Source organism: Methylobacterium sp. BTF04, from assembly GCF_010692745.1.
Taxonomy (GTDB): domain Bacteria; phylum Pseudomonadota; class Alphaproteobacteria; order Rhizobiales; family Beijerinckiaceae; genus Methylobacterium.
In genome coordinates this window covers 36168-53313 of the sequence record NZ_JAAHTB010000008.1, presented here as the reverse complement: position 1 = coordinate 53313, position 17146 = coordinate 36168, and the positions used below count along the sequence as shown (strand labels likewise).

The following is a 17146-nucleotide window of genomic DNA, read 5'->3' as shown; positions in this document are numbered from 1 at the left end:
CCTCCCTCATGCCCGGACGCGGCCGTCGGACGAAGCGGGGCCACCCCCGGCCCCTCCGTCGAGCAGGCGCTCATTCTCGAATTCGAGCATCAGGCGAACCCAATCCGTGGTCGGCTCGCCGTCCGGACTCCGCACCGGGTTCGGCCGGATCGCCAACGGACCTTCCGCAGGCCGCCGGCGGTCCACCCCGCCGGGTGCACCCGCGATCGCGCGACCACCACCCGGGAGGAGCGGGGCCTTGGGACCGGAGCGCGGCAGGGCGGTGTCGGCTTTCGGGACAGCGGGCGCCGCCACCGGGCGGGGTTTGAAGGCGTAGCGGATGGCGCGCAGCGGCTCCACCAGCCCCCACCAGACCAGCTGGAGCGTGCCGGCGACGATGTTCTTGTGGCGGCGCCGGCTCTGCTGGAACCGCAGCAGCGCATCGGCATCGCCGTACATGAGACCGGCAAGGGCAGAGTAGCCCTGGGCGTCGAGAGTCTGGAAAAGCAGCGTCACCACGGCGTCGTCGCCGGTCTGCGTGATCGTGCCGACCTCGAAGGGCAGCGGCCCACCGGCCGGGGCACCGTCCATCGGAACGACCGTGAGCTTGCCGAAACGGTGGCTGCTGCCGGTGCCGGGCGGCAGGCCCTCGGCACCGAACCGCACGGTGCACCCCTCGGCCGAGGCGCGCTCGACCACCACGTCGAGGGCACGCCCGCCCAACATCAGCCGGCCCTCGCGATCGATGGCGAGGGAGGGGGTGGACTCGGTGGTACGACGCTCGGCCACGACCCCGAGGGCAGCACCCGCGGTGAGGAGGTTGAAGAAGTTCCACAGGCCGACCACGAGCATCAGGTTGGTGACGCCGGGCTCGAACAGGTAGCGGTACATCGCGGTGCCGCAGCCCACGAGCAGCAGGCCGTAGACTGCGAAGAACGGCCAAGCCAGAGCCGAGAGGTGGTCGTGGTCGAGGGAGGTTCCCTTGGCGGTGACGTTGAAGGTCGGTCGCCGCGGCGAGATGATCACCGACGCGATGGCGCGGAAAAGGAACAAGCCCTGGACGTATTCGTAGAGCTCCGACACGAACGGCCACCGGAACTTCCCATAGACGTAGTTCTGCATCATCAGGTTGATGACGATGTAGGTCGCCGTATAGGCGATCGATTCGTCGACGCTGGCGACGAAGATCTTCAGGTCGAAGAAGATGTGCAGCAGCGGCGCGAACATGAAGATCAATCGCGGCACTGGGAAGAACCAGAATGTCATGCTCGACAGGTAGGCAAGCTTCTGGATCGGATGGAGGCCACGCTTGAACAGCGGGTTCTTGAGCATCAGGATCTGGAACATGCCCTGGCACCAGCGCGAACGCTGGCCGATGAACGCCTCGAGCGTCTCGGGCTGCAGGCCGGCGATCAGGGGCTTGTCGACGTAGACGCTGTTCCAGCCGCGGGAATGCAGCTCGAAGGCGGTCTCGCAATCCTCCGTGATGGTCACGCCGGAGAACCCGCCGGCCTCGTCGAGGGCACGGCGGCGCAGCAAGGCGGCCGAGCCACAGAAGAACGAGCCGTTCCACTTGTCGAGGCCGCGTTGCGTCACCGAATAGAACATCTCGTTCTCGGAGGGCATGCGGTCGAAGGTGCGCAGGTTGCGCTCGATCGGGTCGGGATTGAGGAACGCGTGCGGCGTCTGCACCAGGAACAGACGCGGATCCTGCGCGAAGTAGCCGATGGTGTCGCGCAGGAAGGATCGGAACGGCACGTGATCGGCATCGAACACCACGATGATCTCGCCGTGCGAATGCTTGAGGCCGTTGTTGAGGTTGCCGGCCTTGGCGTGCTGGTTGCGGGACCGGGTCAGGTACGCGACGCCGAGGGAGGCACAGAGGGCCTGCAGGTCACTGCGGCGGCGCATGGCCTCCAGGGCCTTGGCCGGGTCGGGATCGGCGCATTTCTGATCGGTTCCGCCGTCATCGAGCAGCCAGACGTTGAGTTTTTCGGCCGGGTAATCGATCAGGCGCGCCGCCGCGAGGGTGACGGACAGAATGCGTGCATCTTCGTTGTAGCTCGGCACGAAGATGTCGACGGTTGGAAAGGCGGCATAGGCATGCGCGTCGGGCGCGGAGGCGTCACGGACCGCCTGGGGCGGCGGCGCGCGCCGAAGCGGATCGGCATTGATGATCAGGCTGATGAAGAGAATGAAGACGCAGTAGATCTCGCCGAGAAGCAGGACGAAACCGAAGCCGAAACTCACCGGATCGCTCAGGGACGGCAGCGTGTTGGTCACGCGCCAGAACATGTAGCGCAGCACCACGAGGCTTCCGAGCGCCAGGAAGACGAACCGCGCCGGCTGGCTGTCGAAGAACACCCACAGCACCACCATCGCCACCATGGCGCAGAGGCTCATGGCGAGCTGGTCCTGCGTGCTGACCGGCTGACTCAGCAGGATCAGAACGGCCGCCGCGGACACGATCCAGGCCAACCAACGAAAAGTAGTTCCCACCGACCTGCCCTTCCCGAAACCGGATCGCGACCGACCCCTTCTGCCATCCCAGCCGGCAACTCCGATCTGCGGAGCGAACACCGGCGGGGACCGTCGCGGGGCCCTGCGGGAACCCAGGCCGTCGGCACCACCGCGTCATCGACGTCGGCGGTACCGGAGAGGCCCGGGATCACGCAGGAACCGTCACGTTGCCGGAACCACGCTTGACCTGAAAAATACGCTAGCGATTTTCCTGCCAAGGTAAGGCAGGCCCGTTCCGCCGGTAATCGACCAAATCCGGCCAGTTCAGGCAGCTTCAGGAAACGCGACTGGCCAGAAACGGAGCGATGAGAACGAGTCCCGTTTCATTTTTGGACTGCGTTCCAAGTTGAACTAAAATGCAGTCCTGGCTTCGACAGTTGAGTAATAACCGCTGCCCTGGATCCGGTCCTTCACGTAACCGACACCGACGGCCATTTTGATTGGACCGAAGCTGAACCCGGTCACGTGACCACCGATCCGATACTGGTTGAAGAAGTTGTCGCCCAGAAAGAGCGCCTCAGGACCGACATAGACGCCATCGGCGACCATGTAGCCAAGGCGGACCCTGGCGTAATAAGCGTTGAACTGGGTCGAGTATGATCCGTAGGCGGAGAACATGGTGTTCTCGGTGGGCCGCGCGTAGAAGTTCGCCGCGACCTTGGCGCCGACGCCGGTGCCGACCACGGGGTTGCCCGGATCGACGATGGAGAGTTGGTTGCTGCGCACGTTGAAGCCGATGAAGCCGGCGAGCGCCGCGTCCCTCCAGATCCACTCGTAGCCACCGGACAGGGCGCCTTCCTGCTGGTAGCCGGTGACCCGCTTGCCGACGTCCCGGCCCGGGTAGCTGTAGGTGCCCGCAACGCCTTCGACGCGGATGCGCGGACCGCTCTCCAGCAACGTTCCTTCCGTGGCCATGGTCCCTGTGACCGAGCCGAAGGCGGAGCTGTTGGACGTGACGGCGACGGATGCGTCGACAGCGGTGGTCCAATTCTCTTCCAGGACCACCGGCTCCGCGCCCGTGTACCAATCGGCGGCCGAGGCGGTGTCGGCGATCCCGACCGACAGGACGGCCACGGACATCAGAAAGGCATCGCGCATCGTCATTCCGTAAGCCTGTCGCCCCAGTGCACTTTCGGCGGCCTTCGTCCGATTTCGCATCCAGAGGGTTATGGATTTCGGGCGGTTAATCAGATCTTAACGCGAAGGATAAAATCCCAAACGTGGGTTGTGATGTGGTGCCATTGCAACACTCGCACGACGCCAAGCGCGGCAACGATTGTATCGGCGGCTCTGCCCGAGTCGATGCGTCATCATTCGACGCGATCGACTGGCAGATCCCATATTCGCGTGGCCGTGACGATAATCCGGACCTTTCCTGACAGACTTCGAATGCCGGACCGATCGGCGAAATCATTCGAAGTCAGCAAAGAAGCGTCTTCATCTCGTCGCACCGAGTAATCTGCGGATCGAACAGTCGGAAGCTCAAGAGCGGGCACTGAAGAACGCGGGAGGGCACCCGAGCGCAGTGGCATGACCGGGCTCGGACCCGATGCCGGGAACCAGGCCGGTGAGGCGCACCGTCCAGGCGCGGACAGTCCCGAGCGAGGATCCTCGCCAAGCGACGAGAGCGGCTCGCTTCAGACGCGCCGGATCCCCGATCGCCCGCTCGAGCATGATGCGGACAAGCGGCATCCGGTTACCCAATACGATCGAGCCCGGCGCGGTTCGCCTGAAAGCGTAGCCGGTTCTAACGGCAACGGCGTCGGACCGGGTTTGTCCCCGCTCCGACGCCGTTGATTTCGGCTTTCACTTCGGCCTTTGTGGGATAGCGGCGGCCGGTCCCGATCGGACGCCTCAGGCGGCTTTCGCCGCGCGCTCGCCGGCAGCCTCGCGCATGACCGAGGCGAGGTCGGTGTAGCGGAAGGGCTTGTCGATCCGCAGGAACGCCCGCGCGCTCGCCGGCAATTGTCCTTGCGGGCTCACGAGGACGATGCGAAGCGCGGGATGGCGCTGGACCACCGTCGCGGCGAGTTGCAACCCACTCATCACCGGCATCTTCTGATCGGCGATCATGACGTCGTAGCCGGCGGGATCGTCGAGCAGGATGAGGGCATGTTCGGCCGAGCCGGCCTGGATCACAGTATGACCGAGGTCCGCCAGCGCCTCGGCGAAGCTCTCGCGCACGAGGGTGTCGCTGTCCACCAGCAGGACGCGGAGCGTCCTTTGAACGCTGGCCGCCTCCGATTCCTGGCTCGCCGCTCTGGCGTCGCCCGCGGGAATCCAGAGTTCGGCCAGGAAGGCCGAGTCGCCGCGGCCATCGGCGATGAGGCGGAAGCCGCCGCCGATCCGGGTCAGAAGGTTGGCGACCGCCTCTGTCGAGCGTCCCTCGCCGGGAGGCGCCGTAGCGGTGGCAACACGGGCCGGCGTGCCGCTGGCGAGCACGATCCGGATGTAGCGCCCCTCGGGCAGAGCGATGCCATCCTCCGCCGACAGCATCCGTTCGTCGGCGCCGATGGCAAAGCCTTCCGAGCCGATATCGCGGACGTGGAAGGCGAGGTTCAGCAGCACGGCTTCGAGCATCGCCTCGCTGCAGAGCGCCTTGGCCAGGCCCGGCCGGACGCGGGTCTCGATCGAGGTCTGGCGCAGGATGTTCGCCCCGAGGAACGGGACGAAGGCGGCCAGGGCGACCTCGATATCGGTCTCCAGCAAGGTCGACTCGTCACGCCGCACGAACCCGACGAGGCGGCGGGTGAGGCTGGAGCCGCGCTGCGCACCCGCGAGTGCGGCATCCACCAGCCGGCTCTGCTGCGGGCTCAGGCGATGCCGGCGCTTCAGGGTCGCGAGGTTCGCGCTGACCACGGTGAGCAGGCTGTTGAAATCGTCGACGACGCCATCGACCGCCTGCCGCAGGATCGTGCCGTTGCGCCGTTCGGCCGGCTCGTCGGTGGCCGCGTCGGTGCCGCCCTGGGCCGAATGGTCGGTCACCGCCTGTCCGACCAGTTCGCGGCTCAGCGCATGCAACTTGGTGGCGCTGCCGCCCTGGCCGTCTTCGTCGCTGCGGATGAAGCGGACCAGGAGACGACGCTCGCCCTGCTGGGCCTGAGAATCGGCCATGCGCAGGACGACGTCGTGCGGACCCTGGCCGTCGAGGGCCGACTGCATCGTGAACTGCATCAGGTCGCGATCCTTGGGATCAATTCCGTCGGTGAGGTCGGTGAGAGCCACCGCCCTGTCGGCGCCGGACGCGTCCGGACGCCCGGACGAATCGGCCCAGGTCACGTTGCCGGCCCCCGTATCGATCTCCCAATAGGTCCAACCCGACATCGCCTCGAAGGTGCGCAGGCGCTCGCGGATGCGGGCCAGGGCGGTCCGGGACTCGTGCAGGGCGCGACCACGGCTTCGCTCGCGCGCCACGAGGCGGCTCGCATGGTCCGTCAACTCGGCGATGCGGGATGGCGCGGCGTCCGGGGCTCCCTCCTCGGAGATCCGACGAAGGCGCCGCGTGAGCCGGCCGGTGAGGAGGTAGGCGCCCGCCGCCGCCGCGAGGGCGAGGGCAAGGGCGAGGGTGCCGAGCCGCCAACCAGGCAGGACGACCCAGCCGGAGCGCTGATCCGGCGCCCGCGCCACCGCGAGCCAGCCGGAGGCGGCGAGGTCGCGATAACCGGCGCTCGGAGTCGCGCGCGCAAGGCCGCGCTCACTGGCCTCCGGTGCGAGTTCACGCGCGCCCTCCACGGACGACAGCGCCCGCCCATCCGGCCCGAGAACCGAGAAGACGAGCGCAGCCTCCGAAGCCGGGCGCGCACGCAGCAATCGGTCCTGAATCTCGCGCAGCCAGCCTTCGCTCAGGCGCGCGACCAGTACGTCCTCGCGCCCGGTCTGCCGTCCCTGTCCGGAGGAAAGTGGAATCGCCACGTCGAACGGCACCGGATCGCCAAGCGTCGCGGAGGCGGTGACGATTGCGGATTGGGCGCCCCTGGCCCGTGCGAACCAGGGTCGGCCCGAGACATCGGCGCCGAGCGCGCCCTCCTGAGACCCGTCCTGGGCGGCCGCCTTGATGCGTCCGTTCGCACCCACCAGGAGCAGATCGGCGTAATCGGGCCGCAGGTCGTTCCAGGCGCGCAACGTCGATTGAGGATCGCCGCCGCCGAGGCCCGATTGGGCGTCCCGCAGGCTGAGTGCCACCGTCCGCAGATCCTGGGTCACGTCGTAGAGGCCCCGATCGAGGGCGGCTGCGAAAGCCTGCGAAGCCTGGGTGACGTCGCGTGAACCCGGCCCGGCCCCACGCGCGTGGCCGCTCCAAACCACGCTGCCCCAAACCAGTGCGGAGCCGAGGATCACGGCAGCGCCGGTCTGTCCCGCGATCAGCAGCTTGAGCGAGATTCGACCCATTCCGAGAATTCTCCCGATCGCCCCGCGACTGCCCTTTGCTGCCCTGTTACGCAAAGCTGCCCGAGGCTGATCTAGTCCGGATAAAGGTCGTCAGGACGGTTAAGGAATCGTTAACGCGTCGCGCAATCACGCCCGGATACGGGTTTCGGCGATCCTTCACCGCCGCGGATCAAATCTCGTCTCGGCAGCGCCAGTGATCGTGATGCACGACGATGATCAGTCGTTTTCGACAAGCGCGCGGATACGCCGCTGACAGAATAAATCTAAAAATAAATCCTGAACTTTTGCGATAAAATCTACGGGTTTGCGTCAACCGAAAGCCCATTTTTCTGTTGGAGCCGGTTACCTGGCCAATAACACAGCCCGGCGGTACAGCTATTTTCTGAAGGTGTACTGGCCTCTCTGGCGCATCTATCCGAATCGAAATTCGAATACCTCGGTCATTAAAATTTCGGGATAAAGATCGGACTTGCTGAGCGACCCGGTGGCGGCTCGTTGAACGCCCGTGTCCGCTTCAGTGGAACCCGGACCAGACCCGGCGGATGTGCTGACGTCGGCGACCGATGAGACACGACAAGTGATCTCCATTATTTCCCAATTCAGAAAATCGAGCTATACTATTGCGTGGTCACATCGTCTTCATAAGACCGGGTAGCCACGTTCCTCGAACACGCTCCGGCAGGTGAGACATGGACGGGATGCGGGTTCTGGCTCTGACCGGCGGCGTGGCGGCCTTCGCCGGCGCGGTCGCTGCCGGCGCCCTGATCATCATCACGCTCCTGCCGGGCGAGCGGCTCGGCCCATCGGGGGAGAATGCCCTGCTGATGGAGCGCGCCACGGCTTTGAAACCCTTCACTTCGCCGGAGGCGCCAGCCCCCGGACCGGTGGAGCAGCGCCAGCCTGCGGTCCTCTCCGAGCGGCCGGCCCCGATGCCATCCGCGACCCGATCGGACGAGGCGTCGCGCCTCGGAGAGGGCGGGACCTACGCCGCCGTTCCAGCCCTGACTGCGCCGCCTCCGCCAAAGCAGGCCGCGCCGGTGCAGACCGCGTCCCGGGAGGTTCCGCACGGAAAGGCCGTCACAGCGTCGCCACCGGTCGCGATGCCGCCCGTCGCGGCCGCGCCTCCGCAATTGCCGAGGCTCAGACGGCCGCAGGAGACGCGCGCCGATACCGTGCTCACCGCGGCCGAGATCCGTCGGATCAAGCTGTCCCTTCGGCTGACCCGCGATCAAGAACCCTACTGGTTCCCGGTCGAGCAGATGCTGCTGGAGATCGGAACGCAGCAGGTCGCCCTGGTCCGCGCCGGACAAGCCCCCAGCGATGCCTTCGGCATCGGCGCCGCGATGCGGATGAGTTCTGTGGCCCGCCCACTCCTCGACGTCCTGCGCGAGGACCAGAAAGCGCAGGTGCGCGAGCGCGCTCGGGCCATGGGCTTCGGCTCGGTCGCGTCGTCGCTTTGACGGGCGTGCGCCCCGTCCAGTAGTACCGCGAGGCGGTCAGGATGCGGCGATCGCAAGACCATCCTGCGGGAGGCCTCAGCGGTTCTCCACCGCCGGCACGATGCGCGGCTCCGGGGTGTTCGGCACGGTCACGCCTTTGACGGTGCGATAGCGATCGAGTCGGAGCGAAATCATCGTTTCGAACTTGCCGCGAACCTCGGCGACCGAGAGACTCTTCGCGCCGGCGCCGTAGAAGATCGGCTTGTTGGCCGCTGCGGGACGGGGCAGCAGATCGGCAGCGACCGTGTCGGGCTTGTGGGTCACCTCGTCGATCATGCGTTCGGCCCCGTCCGGCCCGAGGAAGTGGACGAGGTAGACCTCGCCGCCGGTGAGGTTGCGGCCGATCCGGCGGGCGATACGCAGGCTGTCGCGCTTGAGCATTTCGGCGGCGAGCACCGCGGAGAGGTAGGGGTCCCGGCGCAGGTCGAGAATGCGGGTCCTTTGCGCCCCGCCGGCATCGCCGGCGGCGAGCAGGGCGGCTTCCTTCTCCAGCCCGTAGCGCGGTCCGAATTCGCGCACGACCCCGAGCCAGGTCTTCTCGATGAATTGGTAAAGCCCGGACGCCGAGGAGGTCTGGGCCTGGACCTCGGTCTTGAAACTCGATTCCTTGTCAGCGATTGCCATCAGCAGCACCGGATCGACGCTGGTGACGCGCGAGGCTTGGACGATCTTCTCCACCAGATAGCGGCGGATCTTCATCGGTCCGAAGATCAGGAGTTCGTCCGGGTTGCGCGGTCCCTTGGCATCGAGTTCGCTCGCCAGCGCAGTGTATGCGGCGAGTTCGGGGCGGCCCGCCGCGCTCTCGCGCACCGCGCCGGTATTGCCCTCGACCAGCGACTTGCCGACGCCCGCCGAGAGCTTCACGGCAGGCGGCGCGACGGGCGCCGCGCCCGACTGGGCGGAGGCCGCCCCCTTGCGATCGAGCGTCGGAGCGATGCGGATCGACGAGGCTAGGGGCGAGGATGGATCGGCATCGACATCGGTGACGTCGTAGAGCTGGGCTGCGACGTCCGCGCTCACCAGGATGACGGGCTTGTCCTCGCCGAGCGTCAGGATCGCGGTCGCCTGAGCGAGTTCCGCGTCGGGTTCGGGCGCTTGCGGAACCAGCAGCCAACCAATGCCGGCCCCGCCCAGCATGAACAGGCCGATCGCGACGAGCCCCGCCATCGGCCGACCTTCGAGCTGCGGCAGGGTCAGCGTCGCGCGCAGGGTCTCCCAGAGGGTCTCCCGATCCGGCGCTGCAGCCGAAATCCGTCCGGACACGGTCTCCCGGCGCGCGGCGACGAAGGCCGCGATCTCCGAATACCAGGAGGCGGGTGTCGCGGGGTCGGCGCCCGCCTTCAGGCGCGCGATGCCGGTGGCGAGATCGGCCGCGCAGCGGCGATCCGTGCCGAGTCGCCGCCGGATCGCGCGGATGCTGGTGTCACCTTGCGCGGCGAGGTCGATCGCCATGAACCATTCGGCGAGTGTCGGCCGTGCCTTCGCGAAGGGGGTGCCCTGACAGGGAAACACCTTCATCCCGCAGGCCCGGCAGGAAAACGCTCGGTTGCGGCTCTCGCGAACGTGGCCGCCCAGCGCACCGCAGGCCCGGCACGGCGCATCGGCGAAGCGCAGCCGCATCACTACGTCGAGGCACTCCTCCTCGGGCAACGGCACGATGGGAGTGCGGGCGCCCATCGCTCAACCGCCGACCTTGAGGTAGCGCACCGCGAGCCCGAGACCCGAGCCGGCCTGTTCCGCCTCCTGCGCGATCGCCCGAAAGACGCTGTCGCTGCGCGCGCCCTCGCCGAGGGCTGCGGCCGGCGACGGGCTCGCGATCGCCACGAGAAGCTGTGCCCGGCCGCGCTTGGGCTCGGGCGTCTCCAACCGCACCGCGAAACTCGCCTGCCGGCCGTTGCGCTTCAGGTAGGGGGCGAGGTCGTGCACGAGCCCGTCGCCGTCGACGAGCAGCAGCCGCAAGGCTCGGTCGTCGGGTAGGTCGACCCGGCCGCGCAATTCCTCACCGCTGGGGATGCGGTCGCGGTCGAGGAGGAGGTGGGGCACGTTCGAGGGCTTCGCCTGGGCTTGGCGCACCATCAGCTCGACCACGGGACATTGGGCAGCCTCGATCTGCCGCAACTGGATCCGGGCCTCGAAGCCCAATGTCTTCGTGAAGGCCGCATCGAACTCCGCGAACGGGCGCGGCGCCGTGCCATAGGCCTCGACCGCGGCGTCGCGCGGGCTCACGGAGCCCGGATTCAGGAAGAAGCACGGCCCGCCCTGGTAACTGCGGATATAGGCGGCGACCTGCTCCATGGTCGGCGAACCGGGACCTGCCGGGGCGAGGGCAGGAGGGAGCGCAGGAGCGAAGCTCGGCGGATCGAGGGCCGCGGCCGGACCAGGCGTCGCCACTGGCCGTGGGGCCGTTTCCGCGCGCGGTGGCGGAGGCGGTTCGGCGTCCGGTGGAGGCCGGACCGACGACACCGCGGCAGCCGTGTCCCGGGGCGGCGGCTCGGCCGCCGGCGCCCGCTCGGCCGGGACCGCCGCCGGAGGGGCGAGCGGCTGCGTGCGTTCGGCGAGCGGCGTGCTCGCCTCCGATGGCGTCGCATCGTCGGATGGTCCGCGCAGAACGACCAGCGCGATCCCCGCCGCGGCGACCAGCCCCAGGCCGCCGGCGGCAATCGCGAGGCGCCGCCGCGATCGCGGGACCGTCGCGGCGGGCGCGGTCCGGATCGCGACCGGCGCCGGCTCCCAGGCCGCAACGTCGGCCATACTCTCCGGCCGCATCCGCGGATCGGGCCGCAGCATCGCCTCCAGCAGCGGGACGAGACGGGCATCGACCCCGGTGAGATCGGGGATCGTGGTGCGCCGGGCGACGAAGTCGGCCGGATTGGCACCCATGTCGACGGGCCGGCCACGGCTCGCCTCCGCCAGCACGAGGCCGAGGCTGTAGATGTCGGATTGGGCGGTGACGTTGCCGCCCTGGAGGCCGAACTGCTCCGGCGAGACGTAGCTGTATTTTCCCGCGAACCCGTCGCCGATCACCGTCTGCCCGCCCAGGGGCGTACGCGCGATCCCGAAATCGATGATTTTGGCCCGGCCGAGATCGCCGGCCGGGAGAATCACGTTGTCGGGCGAAACATCCCGATGGACGATGCCCGCTTCGTGCGCGGCCTGGAAGCCGGCGGCGAGGCGGCGGCGCAGCAGATCGACGCTCTCGAACGAGAGCGGACCGTGCTTCATCGCGTCGGCCAGCGATTCGCCGGTGACGTATTCCATCGCCAGGTAGGGCAGGTTGAGGCCGCGATCGACCGAGAACACGAAGTAGCGCACCACCGCCCCGTGATTGACGTTGTGCAGGGCCGCGGCTTCCTTGCGGAACAGCGTCAGGGCGTTCGCGTTCTCGGCGAAATCGGGCCGGATGGTCTTGATCGCGACCACATCTCCCGTCTCGATCACGTGTCCACGATAGATCTCGCCCATGCCGCCGACGGCAATCAACGCGTCGATCTCGTAGAGGTCGTTCAGCCGGGTCCCGGGCCCAGCCCGGATCCGCGCCTTGGTCTCGACGACGGTTCTCTCGTCCATCACAGGCTCCTGCGCGGCGCGCCCGTGCCGGGGATCGCCACCGTCGTCGCCGCGATCGGGGGCGCGGCAGCCTCCACCGGCTGTCCGCAGCGGACGATGACGATGGTCACGTTGTCCGTCGCCCCGCGTGCCAGGGTGAGTTCCAGCAGGGCGTCGCAGGCCCATTGCGGAGCGGAGGTGCCGGCCGCGAGCAGGATGTCGGCATCGGTCACATGCCCGGTGAGGCCGTCCGAGCAGATCACGAACACGTCGCCGGCCCGCAGGGCGCCCTGCTCCAGGTCCATCTCGGGTCGATCGCGCACGCCGACCGCCTTGGTGATCACGTGCCGGCGCGGCCAGGCGGCCATTTCGGCGGCACTGAGCACGCCGCGTTCGAACAGGTCGCGGCCCTCGGTATGGTCTCGGGTCAGCTGCACGATCGCACGGTCGCGGATGCGGTAGACCCGGCTGTCGCCCGACCACAGGCAGGCGAAGTCGTTCCCGAACAGCAGCAGTACGGCCGCCGTCGAGCCGACCACGCCGCCCTGCGCCTGCCCGAGGGACCAGAGCGCCGCGTTGGCGCGCAGGATGCGGTCCTCCAACCGGGCCATCAGGTCGGAGGGCGAGACCGCCGACCCGATCGACGAGAGGGCTTCGACGACGGTCGCGCTCGCCAGAGCGCCATCCGAATGGCCACCCATCCCGTCGGCGACGGCAAAGACCCCGAGATCGGGCGCCACGAGGCAGTCGTCCTCGTTCTCAGCGCGCACCTTGCCGGGATGCGTGACGAAGCCGGCCTCGATCCGGAGGCCGGACGTGGCGGCGACGGCGGGACCGTAAGCGCCCGGCATGTCAGACGGCCTGCGCATCGAACCGTCCCGTCAGCAGCGCCGCGAAGGCGTGGGGGTCCGGCATCCGCCGACACGCGGCCGCCAGCGCCGGAAATCCTTCGCCGCCCGCGCTCCACCAGTAGCTCATCCCCGCGTGAAGGCTGGCGTGGTCGAGTACGGTCAAGGCCGCGAGCGCGCTGGCGAACGCGCCATCCGCGGCGGGGCCGATCAGCGCGCCGCCGCGTAGGCGCACGACCTCTCCGGCCTGCGGCGGCGGATGCGCGGGCGCGGGGTCGGGCAGCGCACCGATGCCGGCCGTGATCGCCTCGAACGCGATCGCATCCGAAAGCGTCGCGAGCAGAAAGGTCTCGGCGACCGCGAACCACGCATCGAAGGTGTCGAGATGCGGCGGCGGCAGGGCCGCTCCGCCGCTGGCGCGGCCGATCAGCGTCAGGGGGAAGTAGCGGCCGATCCCGTCCACCGACGGCATGAACGCCCCCAGCACCGCCTCCCCGGCGATGTCCGCCCCGAGCCAGAACCGCCAGATCGGCGCATGGAGATAGGCCTGAGCCCAGCCCTCCCCGAGGTCGGCACGGCTGGCGGAAAGGCCGCCCTGGATCCACGGCTCCCAGGCGGACAGGAAAGCGCGCGGGGTTCCGAGCGCGATGAAATCACGCTTGGCCGGAAGCTTGCCGTAGAGTCCGCACGGCATCTCAGATCCCCGTCGGGCAGCGAAATTCGCGCAACGCCGGCAGCACCAACGGGTTCTGGACGGTGGTCGCGCTGAAACGGTACGTGAGTTGGCGCGTGCCGGCCGTGATCGTCGCCACCACGGCATCGCCCTGCTTGAGCACGGAGCCGGCATCGAGCAGGCGGAACAGCGACCACGTCCCGGTCTTCTCGATCAGGACCGTGGCGGCACCCGCCCCGCCGAAGAAGCTCGGCGTGCCCTCGATCTGCAGGATCGTCCGGCCCGGACTCGCCGGCCCCGGCCACTGGACGGTGGCGGGCACGTTCACCCCGGCCTGCATGAGCACCACGCTGCCGTTCACGTCGAGTTTGGCCACGGAGGCATCGCCGGTGAGCGAGAGCGGAGTCACCGCGAAGGCGATCGACGGCATCGTCCCGCCGGTGGCGAAGAAGGCGTCGCGGATCTCGGCGGCGCGCTGAAACTCCCGTAGGGTCGCGGCGGAAAGCCCACGGGCGACCTGATCGTCCACGCGCCAGACCCATTGCGGGCGCGAGCGGTCGGTGCGGCTCGCGAGGTTCTGGCTGAAGAAGCGGTCGAACACGCCGTTGGGGGCGAAAAGCTTGGCGAAGTCGGCCAGAGGTACCTCCCGGTCGCTCGTCCGCATGAACGGGTAGCGGTTGACCGCGATCTGCTGGCACTCGCGGATCACCTCGTCGGCCAGGGCCTTGGCGATCTGGCTGACGGCCGCGCCGGTGGCGCTGCCCTCGAACTCGTTGGCGATCTGGCGGACCATCGCCTCGAAGGGGGCGGGGAAACGCGCGGCGAGGGCGCGCAGCGCCGTCGTCTGCGTCACCAGGGCGTTGTTGGCGCCGGCCGCCTGATTGGGATTGACGGCTTCCAAGGCCGCATTCTTGATCTCATTGAGATTGGCGACGAGCAGATCGGTGGCCCGGCGCCCGGCCTCGCCCTCCGACAGGGCGTGGAACGGCCGGAAGGCGGCCTCGACATTGGCCCCGGGCGCGTCGTTGGCCGCCGCCGCGAAGCGGTCGGGTGCGGGTGTGCCGCCCTCCGTCGCGATCCGGCCGAGCGACGTCGCGACGGTGGCGACACCCGAGGGCAGCACGGCGCCCGCGCGCTGCTCCGCCTCACGCCCGGCGGCGGCGGCCAGCACCGACTTGACCTTCACCGTGCGGGCATCGGCCGGACCGGCGGTCGCCCCGGCTCGTCCCGGCCGTTCGCGGGTCAGGCGGGTCTCGTCGCGGATCGATTCGAGGATCAACTTGAGGGGCGAGGTCGGCGCGGCGATCGCCTGGAGGGCGAGGTAGCGCGGCTTGTCCGCGCTGAGCGAGCGGATTTTCAGCTTGCGCAGGGTCTGGCCCCAGCTCTGCTGGAACTCTCGGGCGTAGATCTTGAGCAGATCGGCGAAGAGGGAGCCGTATTGCGCCCGGTAGGCCTCCTGCTCGCCGGCCGGCCCGACCACCCAGCGGTCCCGCTCGACGATGTCGGCGGCGTCGCCGAACCGGTCGATGAACGCTTCGAAGAACCCGTCATAGGTGAAGAAGAACGGGACCCGGACGCTGTCAAGATCGGCCCCGCCCACGGCCTCGAAGACGAGCCCCGCATCCTGGCCGGCGGCCCGCGGCACGGTCCAGTCGCGGCCGGTGGCGGGACGCGCCTCCGATTTCAGGATCTCGTAGGCGCGCTCGGCGACGCTGAGCCGGGCGAGGGTGCGCTGGCTGTCCTCGACCAGGGCCTGGTTGATCGAGACGAGGGCCGGGCTGCCGTCGTCGAGGTCGAGCATGGCCTGGAGGTGGTCCTCCAGCAATTGCCGGCCGCGGGCGAAGCCGGCACCGGGATAGAGGTTCTCGGCCCAGTCGCGCCGGAACCACGCCACCACGAGGCCGCGGTCGAGGGGCGCCTCGGCGCGCCCGCCCAGCATCAGGTAGACCTTCAGGGCCTCGTAGATGAAGCCCGGACTGGTGCGGTTGGCCTCGATCTGCTCCTCCAGGCGGAAGATGAGGCGCGGGCGGAACAGGCGCTCCATGCCGGCGCGATAGCTCGTCTCGGCGGCCGAGCGCAGGCGCGGGCGCTGGCTCAGGCCGAAGGTCGCCAGGATCGGCGTGGAGTCGTCGCGGCCGGCATAGCCGGTGGGGAGATACCGCAGCGCGTTGAGCAGCGGCAGCACCTTCGAGAAGTTCCGGTCGGCGACCAACGGCTCGCGCAGGATTTCGGTGGCATCCGCCCGATACTTTCCGGTCAGGCCGTTGGTGAGCGTCACCAGCTGCTCGTTGCGCAGGAAGCTCGTCCACCACAGCCCGACGAGCACCGCCGAGGCCAGCGCAAGGCCGCCGTAGCAGGCCAGCCGCAGGATGTTGGACCGCCGCATCGCCGCCCGGTTGGTCGAGACCCAGCCGGCCTCGCCGATCACCACCTTGCGCAGAAGGTCGGTGAGGAAAAAACTCTTGCCCCGACCGGAATAGGCCGCCGCGCCGACATTCTCCGAGCCGAAGCTGCGCGACAGGGCGCCGATGAGTTGGTCGATGGGCGTCCCCTCCTGTGTGCCGGAGGTGAAGTAGAAGCCGCGCAAGGTCGCGTTGACGTGGAAGCGGCTCGGCTCGAACACCCGGCCGAGGAAATCCACCACCCGGCCGCGCACCGCCGCGACCTGGCTCGGAAACCCGAACAGCACGACGCGGCTCGTCGGCGCGACCTCGTCCTGGAGGCGGTCGGGCATCCATTCGTTCAGGCGCTCGACCAGGGCGTCGAATTCCGATGGCACCTCGCCGATCATGTTCCGGGTCTTCTCGGCGGTCTGGAAGGTGTGGCCCCAGACCATCTGCCGGTCGGTCTCCGAGAGCTGGCCGAAGAATTCCCAGAAGCCAGCGATGAGATCGGCCTTGGTAAAGACCGCATAGACCGGGAAATCGACCTTGAGCCGGTCGTGCAGCTCGACGAGGCGCTTGCGCACCGCGCCGGCATGCGCCTCCAGTCCCTCCTCTCCACCCGTGAGGAGATCCTCGAGGCTGATCGCGATGATCACCCCGTTGATCGGTTGCTTGGGCCGGGTCCGGTGCAGCAGGTCGAGAAACGCGAGCCAGCTCGCCCGATCGCCCTTCGGATCGGTGTCCTGAGTGGTGTAGCGCCCGGCCGTATCGATCAGCACCGCGTCCTCGGTGAACCACCAATCGCAGTAGCGGGTGCCCCCGAGCCCGGCGACCGCCTCCGGCGTGCGCCCCTTGGCCAGGGGGAACTTGAGGCCGGAGCGGATCAGCGCGGTGGTCTTGCCGGCGCCGGGCGGCCCGATGACGATGTACCAGGGCAGATCGTAGAGGTGGCTGCCCTTGCCGCCGCGGGCCTTCTTCAGGGTCGCGAGCGCGTCCGCCATGCGCTCCTTCAGGGCCTCGCCGTCGCCCGTCTCGGCTTCGGCACCCGCCATCTCTGCCTGGAGGGCGGCGATGACCCGGCGGCGGCGCCACAGATCCCAGCCGATCTTCGCCCCAACCGCGCCGAGAATCAGCACGCAGACCAGCGCGCGGATCCAGGCGGCATCCAGCGGGCGCACGTCGCTCACCGCGATGAGCGGCCCGGCCCACCAGACCAGGCAGGCGAGCGCCAGTCCGCCGAGGACAAGCGCGGCGAGGCGCAGCCAGGCTCCGGGCGTCATCGGCGGTGTCCCCTCGGATCGCGCATCG

8 protein-coding genes and 1 pseudogene are annotated in these 17146 nt (G+C 68.6%); 1 reads left to right on the top strand and 8 read right to left on the bottom strand.

All coding sequences use genetic code 11. From position 1 onward, the window contains the following. Window positions 1–6: 6 nt before the first annotated feature. From bcsA to G3T14_RS07065, 3 genes are all read right to left on the bottom strand, one after another. Window positions 7–2478, bottom strand: coding sequence for a UDP-forming cellulose synthase catalytic subunit (bcsA, locus tag G3T14_RS07075; protein WP_163641482.1), 2472 nt, complete (start codon window positions 2476–2478; stop codon window positions 7–9). A gap of 372 nt (window positions 2479–2850) precedes the next feature. Continuing rightward, a complete protein-coding gene (gene bcsS / locus G3T14_RS07070) occupies window positions 2851–3579 on the bottom strand; it encodes a cellulose biosynthesis protein BcsS (protein ID WP_246733037.1) in 729 nt (242 codons plus the stop codon). Window positions 3580–4353: 774 nt separating this feature from the next. Beyond that, window positions 4354–6888 carry a response regulator gene (locus G3T14_RS07065; protein WP_163641480.1) on the bottom strand — a complete coding sequence of 845 codons (2535 nt, stop codon included), beginning with the start codon at window positions 6886–6888 and terminating at the stop codon, window positions 4354–4356. Between the two features lie 689 nt (window positions 6889–7577). On the opposite strand from G3T14_RS07065, the gene G3T14_RS07060 reads away from it, so the two are divergent. Next, on the top strand, window positions 7578–8348 hold the full coding sequence (locus G3T14_RS07060) for a hypothetical protein (protein ID WP_163641479.1): 771 nt from the start codon (window positions 7578–7580) through the stop codon (window positions 8346–8348). A 75-nt stretch (window positions 8349–8423) separates the two neighbouring features. On the opposite strand, the pseudogene G3T14_RS24980 reads toward G3T14_RS07060, so the two are convergent. The 5 genes and pseudogenes from G3T14_RS24980 to tssM all read right to left on the bottom strand — a co-directional run. Next, window positions 8424–9116 (bottom strand): annotated as a pseudogene (locus G3T14_RS24980) (transglycosylase SLT domain-containing protein); the annotation flags it as partial. A 951-nt stretch (window positions 9117–10067) separates the two neighbouring features. Further along, on the bottom strand, window positions 10068–11954 hold the full coding sequence (locus G3T14_RS07050; protein ID WP_163641478.1) for a serine/threonine-protein kinase: 1887 nt from the start codon (window positions 11952–11954) through the stop codon (window positions 10068–10070). Further along, on the bottom strand, window positions 11954–12802 hold the full coding sequence (locus tag G3T14_RS07045; RefSeq protein ID WP_163641477.1) for a PP2C family serine/threonine-protein phosphatase: 849 nt from the start codon (window positions 12800–12802) through the stop codon (window positions 11954–11956). Before G3T14_RS07045 ends, G3T14_RS07050 begins: the two co-directional genes overlap by 1 nt. After that, window positions 12786–13475, bottom strand: coding sequence for a type VI secretion system-associated protein TagF (gene tagF, locus G3T14_RS07040; RefSeq protein WP_163641476.1), 690 nt, complete (start codon window positions 13473–13475; stop codon window positions 12786–12788). Before tagF ends, G3T14_RS07045 begins: the two co-directional genes overlap by 17 nt. Before the next feature lies 1 nt (window position 13476). Continuing rightward, window positions 13477–17118, bottom strand: a complete 3642-nt coding sequence (gene tssM, locus G3T14_RS07035) for a type VI secretion system membrane subunit TssM (protein WP_163641475.1) — start codon at window positions 17116–17118, stop codon at window positions 13477–13479. Between the last annotated feature and the right edge of the window lie 28 nt (window positions 17119–17146).

What these genes read in the sequence shown, in the direction of transcription:
- bcsS (WP_246733037.1), bottom strand. Translation starts at nt 3,579, where the DNA reads ATGTCCGTGGCCGTCCTGTCGGTCGGGATCGCCGACACCGCCTCGGCC.
- G3T14_RS07065 (WP_163641480.1), bottom strand. Translation starts at nt 6,888, where the DNA reads ATGGGTCGAATCTCGCTCAAGCTGCTGATCGCGGGACAGACCGGCGCT.
- G3T14_RS07060 (WP_163641479.1), top strand. Translation starts at nt 7,578, where the DNA reads ATGGACGGGATGCGGGTTCTGGCTCTGACCGGCGGCGTGGCGGCCTTC.
- G3T14_RS07050 (WP_163641478.1), bottom strand. Translation starts at nt 11,954, where the DNA reads ATGGACGAGAGAACCGTCGTCGAGACCAAGGCGCGGATCCGGGCTGGG.
- G3T14_RS07045 (WP_163641477.1), bottom strand. Translation starts at nt 12,802, where the DNA reads ATGCGCAGGCCGTCTGACATGCCGGGCGCTTACGGTCCCGCCGTCGCC.
- tagF (WP_163641476.1), bottom strand. Translation starts at nt 13,475, where the DNA reads ATGCCGTGCGGACTCTACGGCAAGCTTCCGGCCAAGCGTGATTTCATC.
- tssM (WP_163641475.1), bottom strand. Translation starts at nt 17,118, where the DNA reads ATGACGCCCGGAGCCTGGCTGCGCCTCGCCGCGCTTGTCCTCGGCGGA.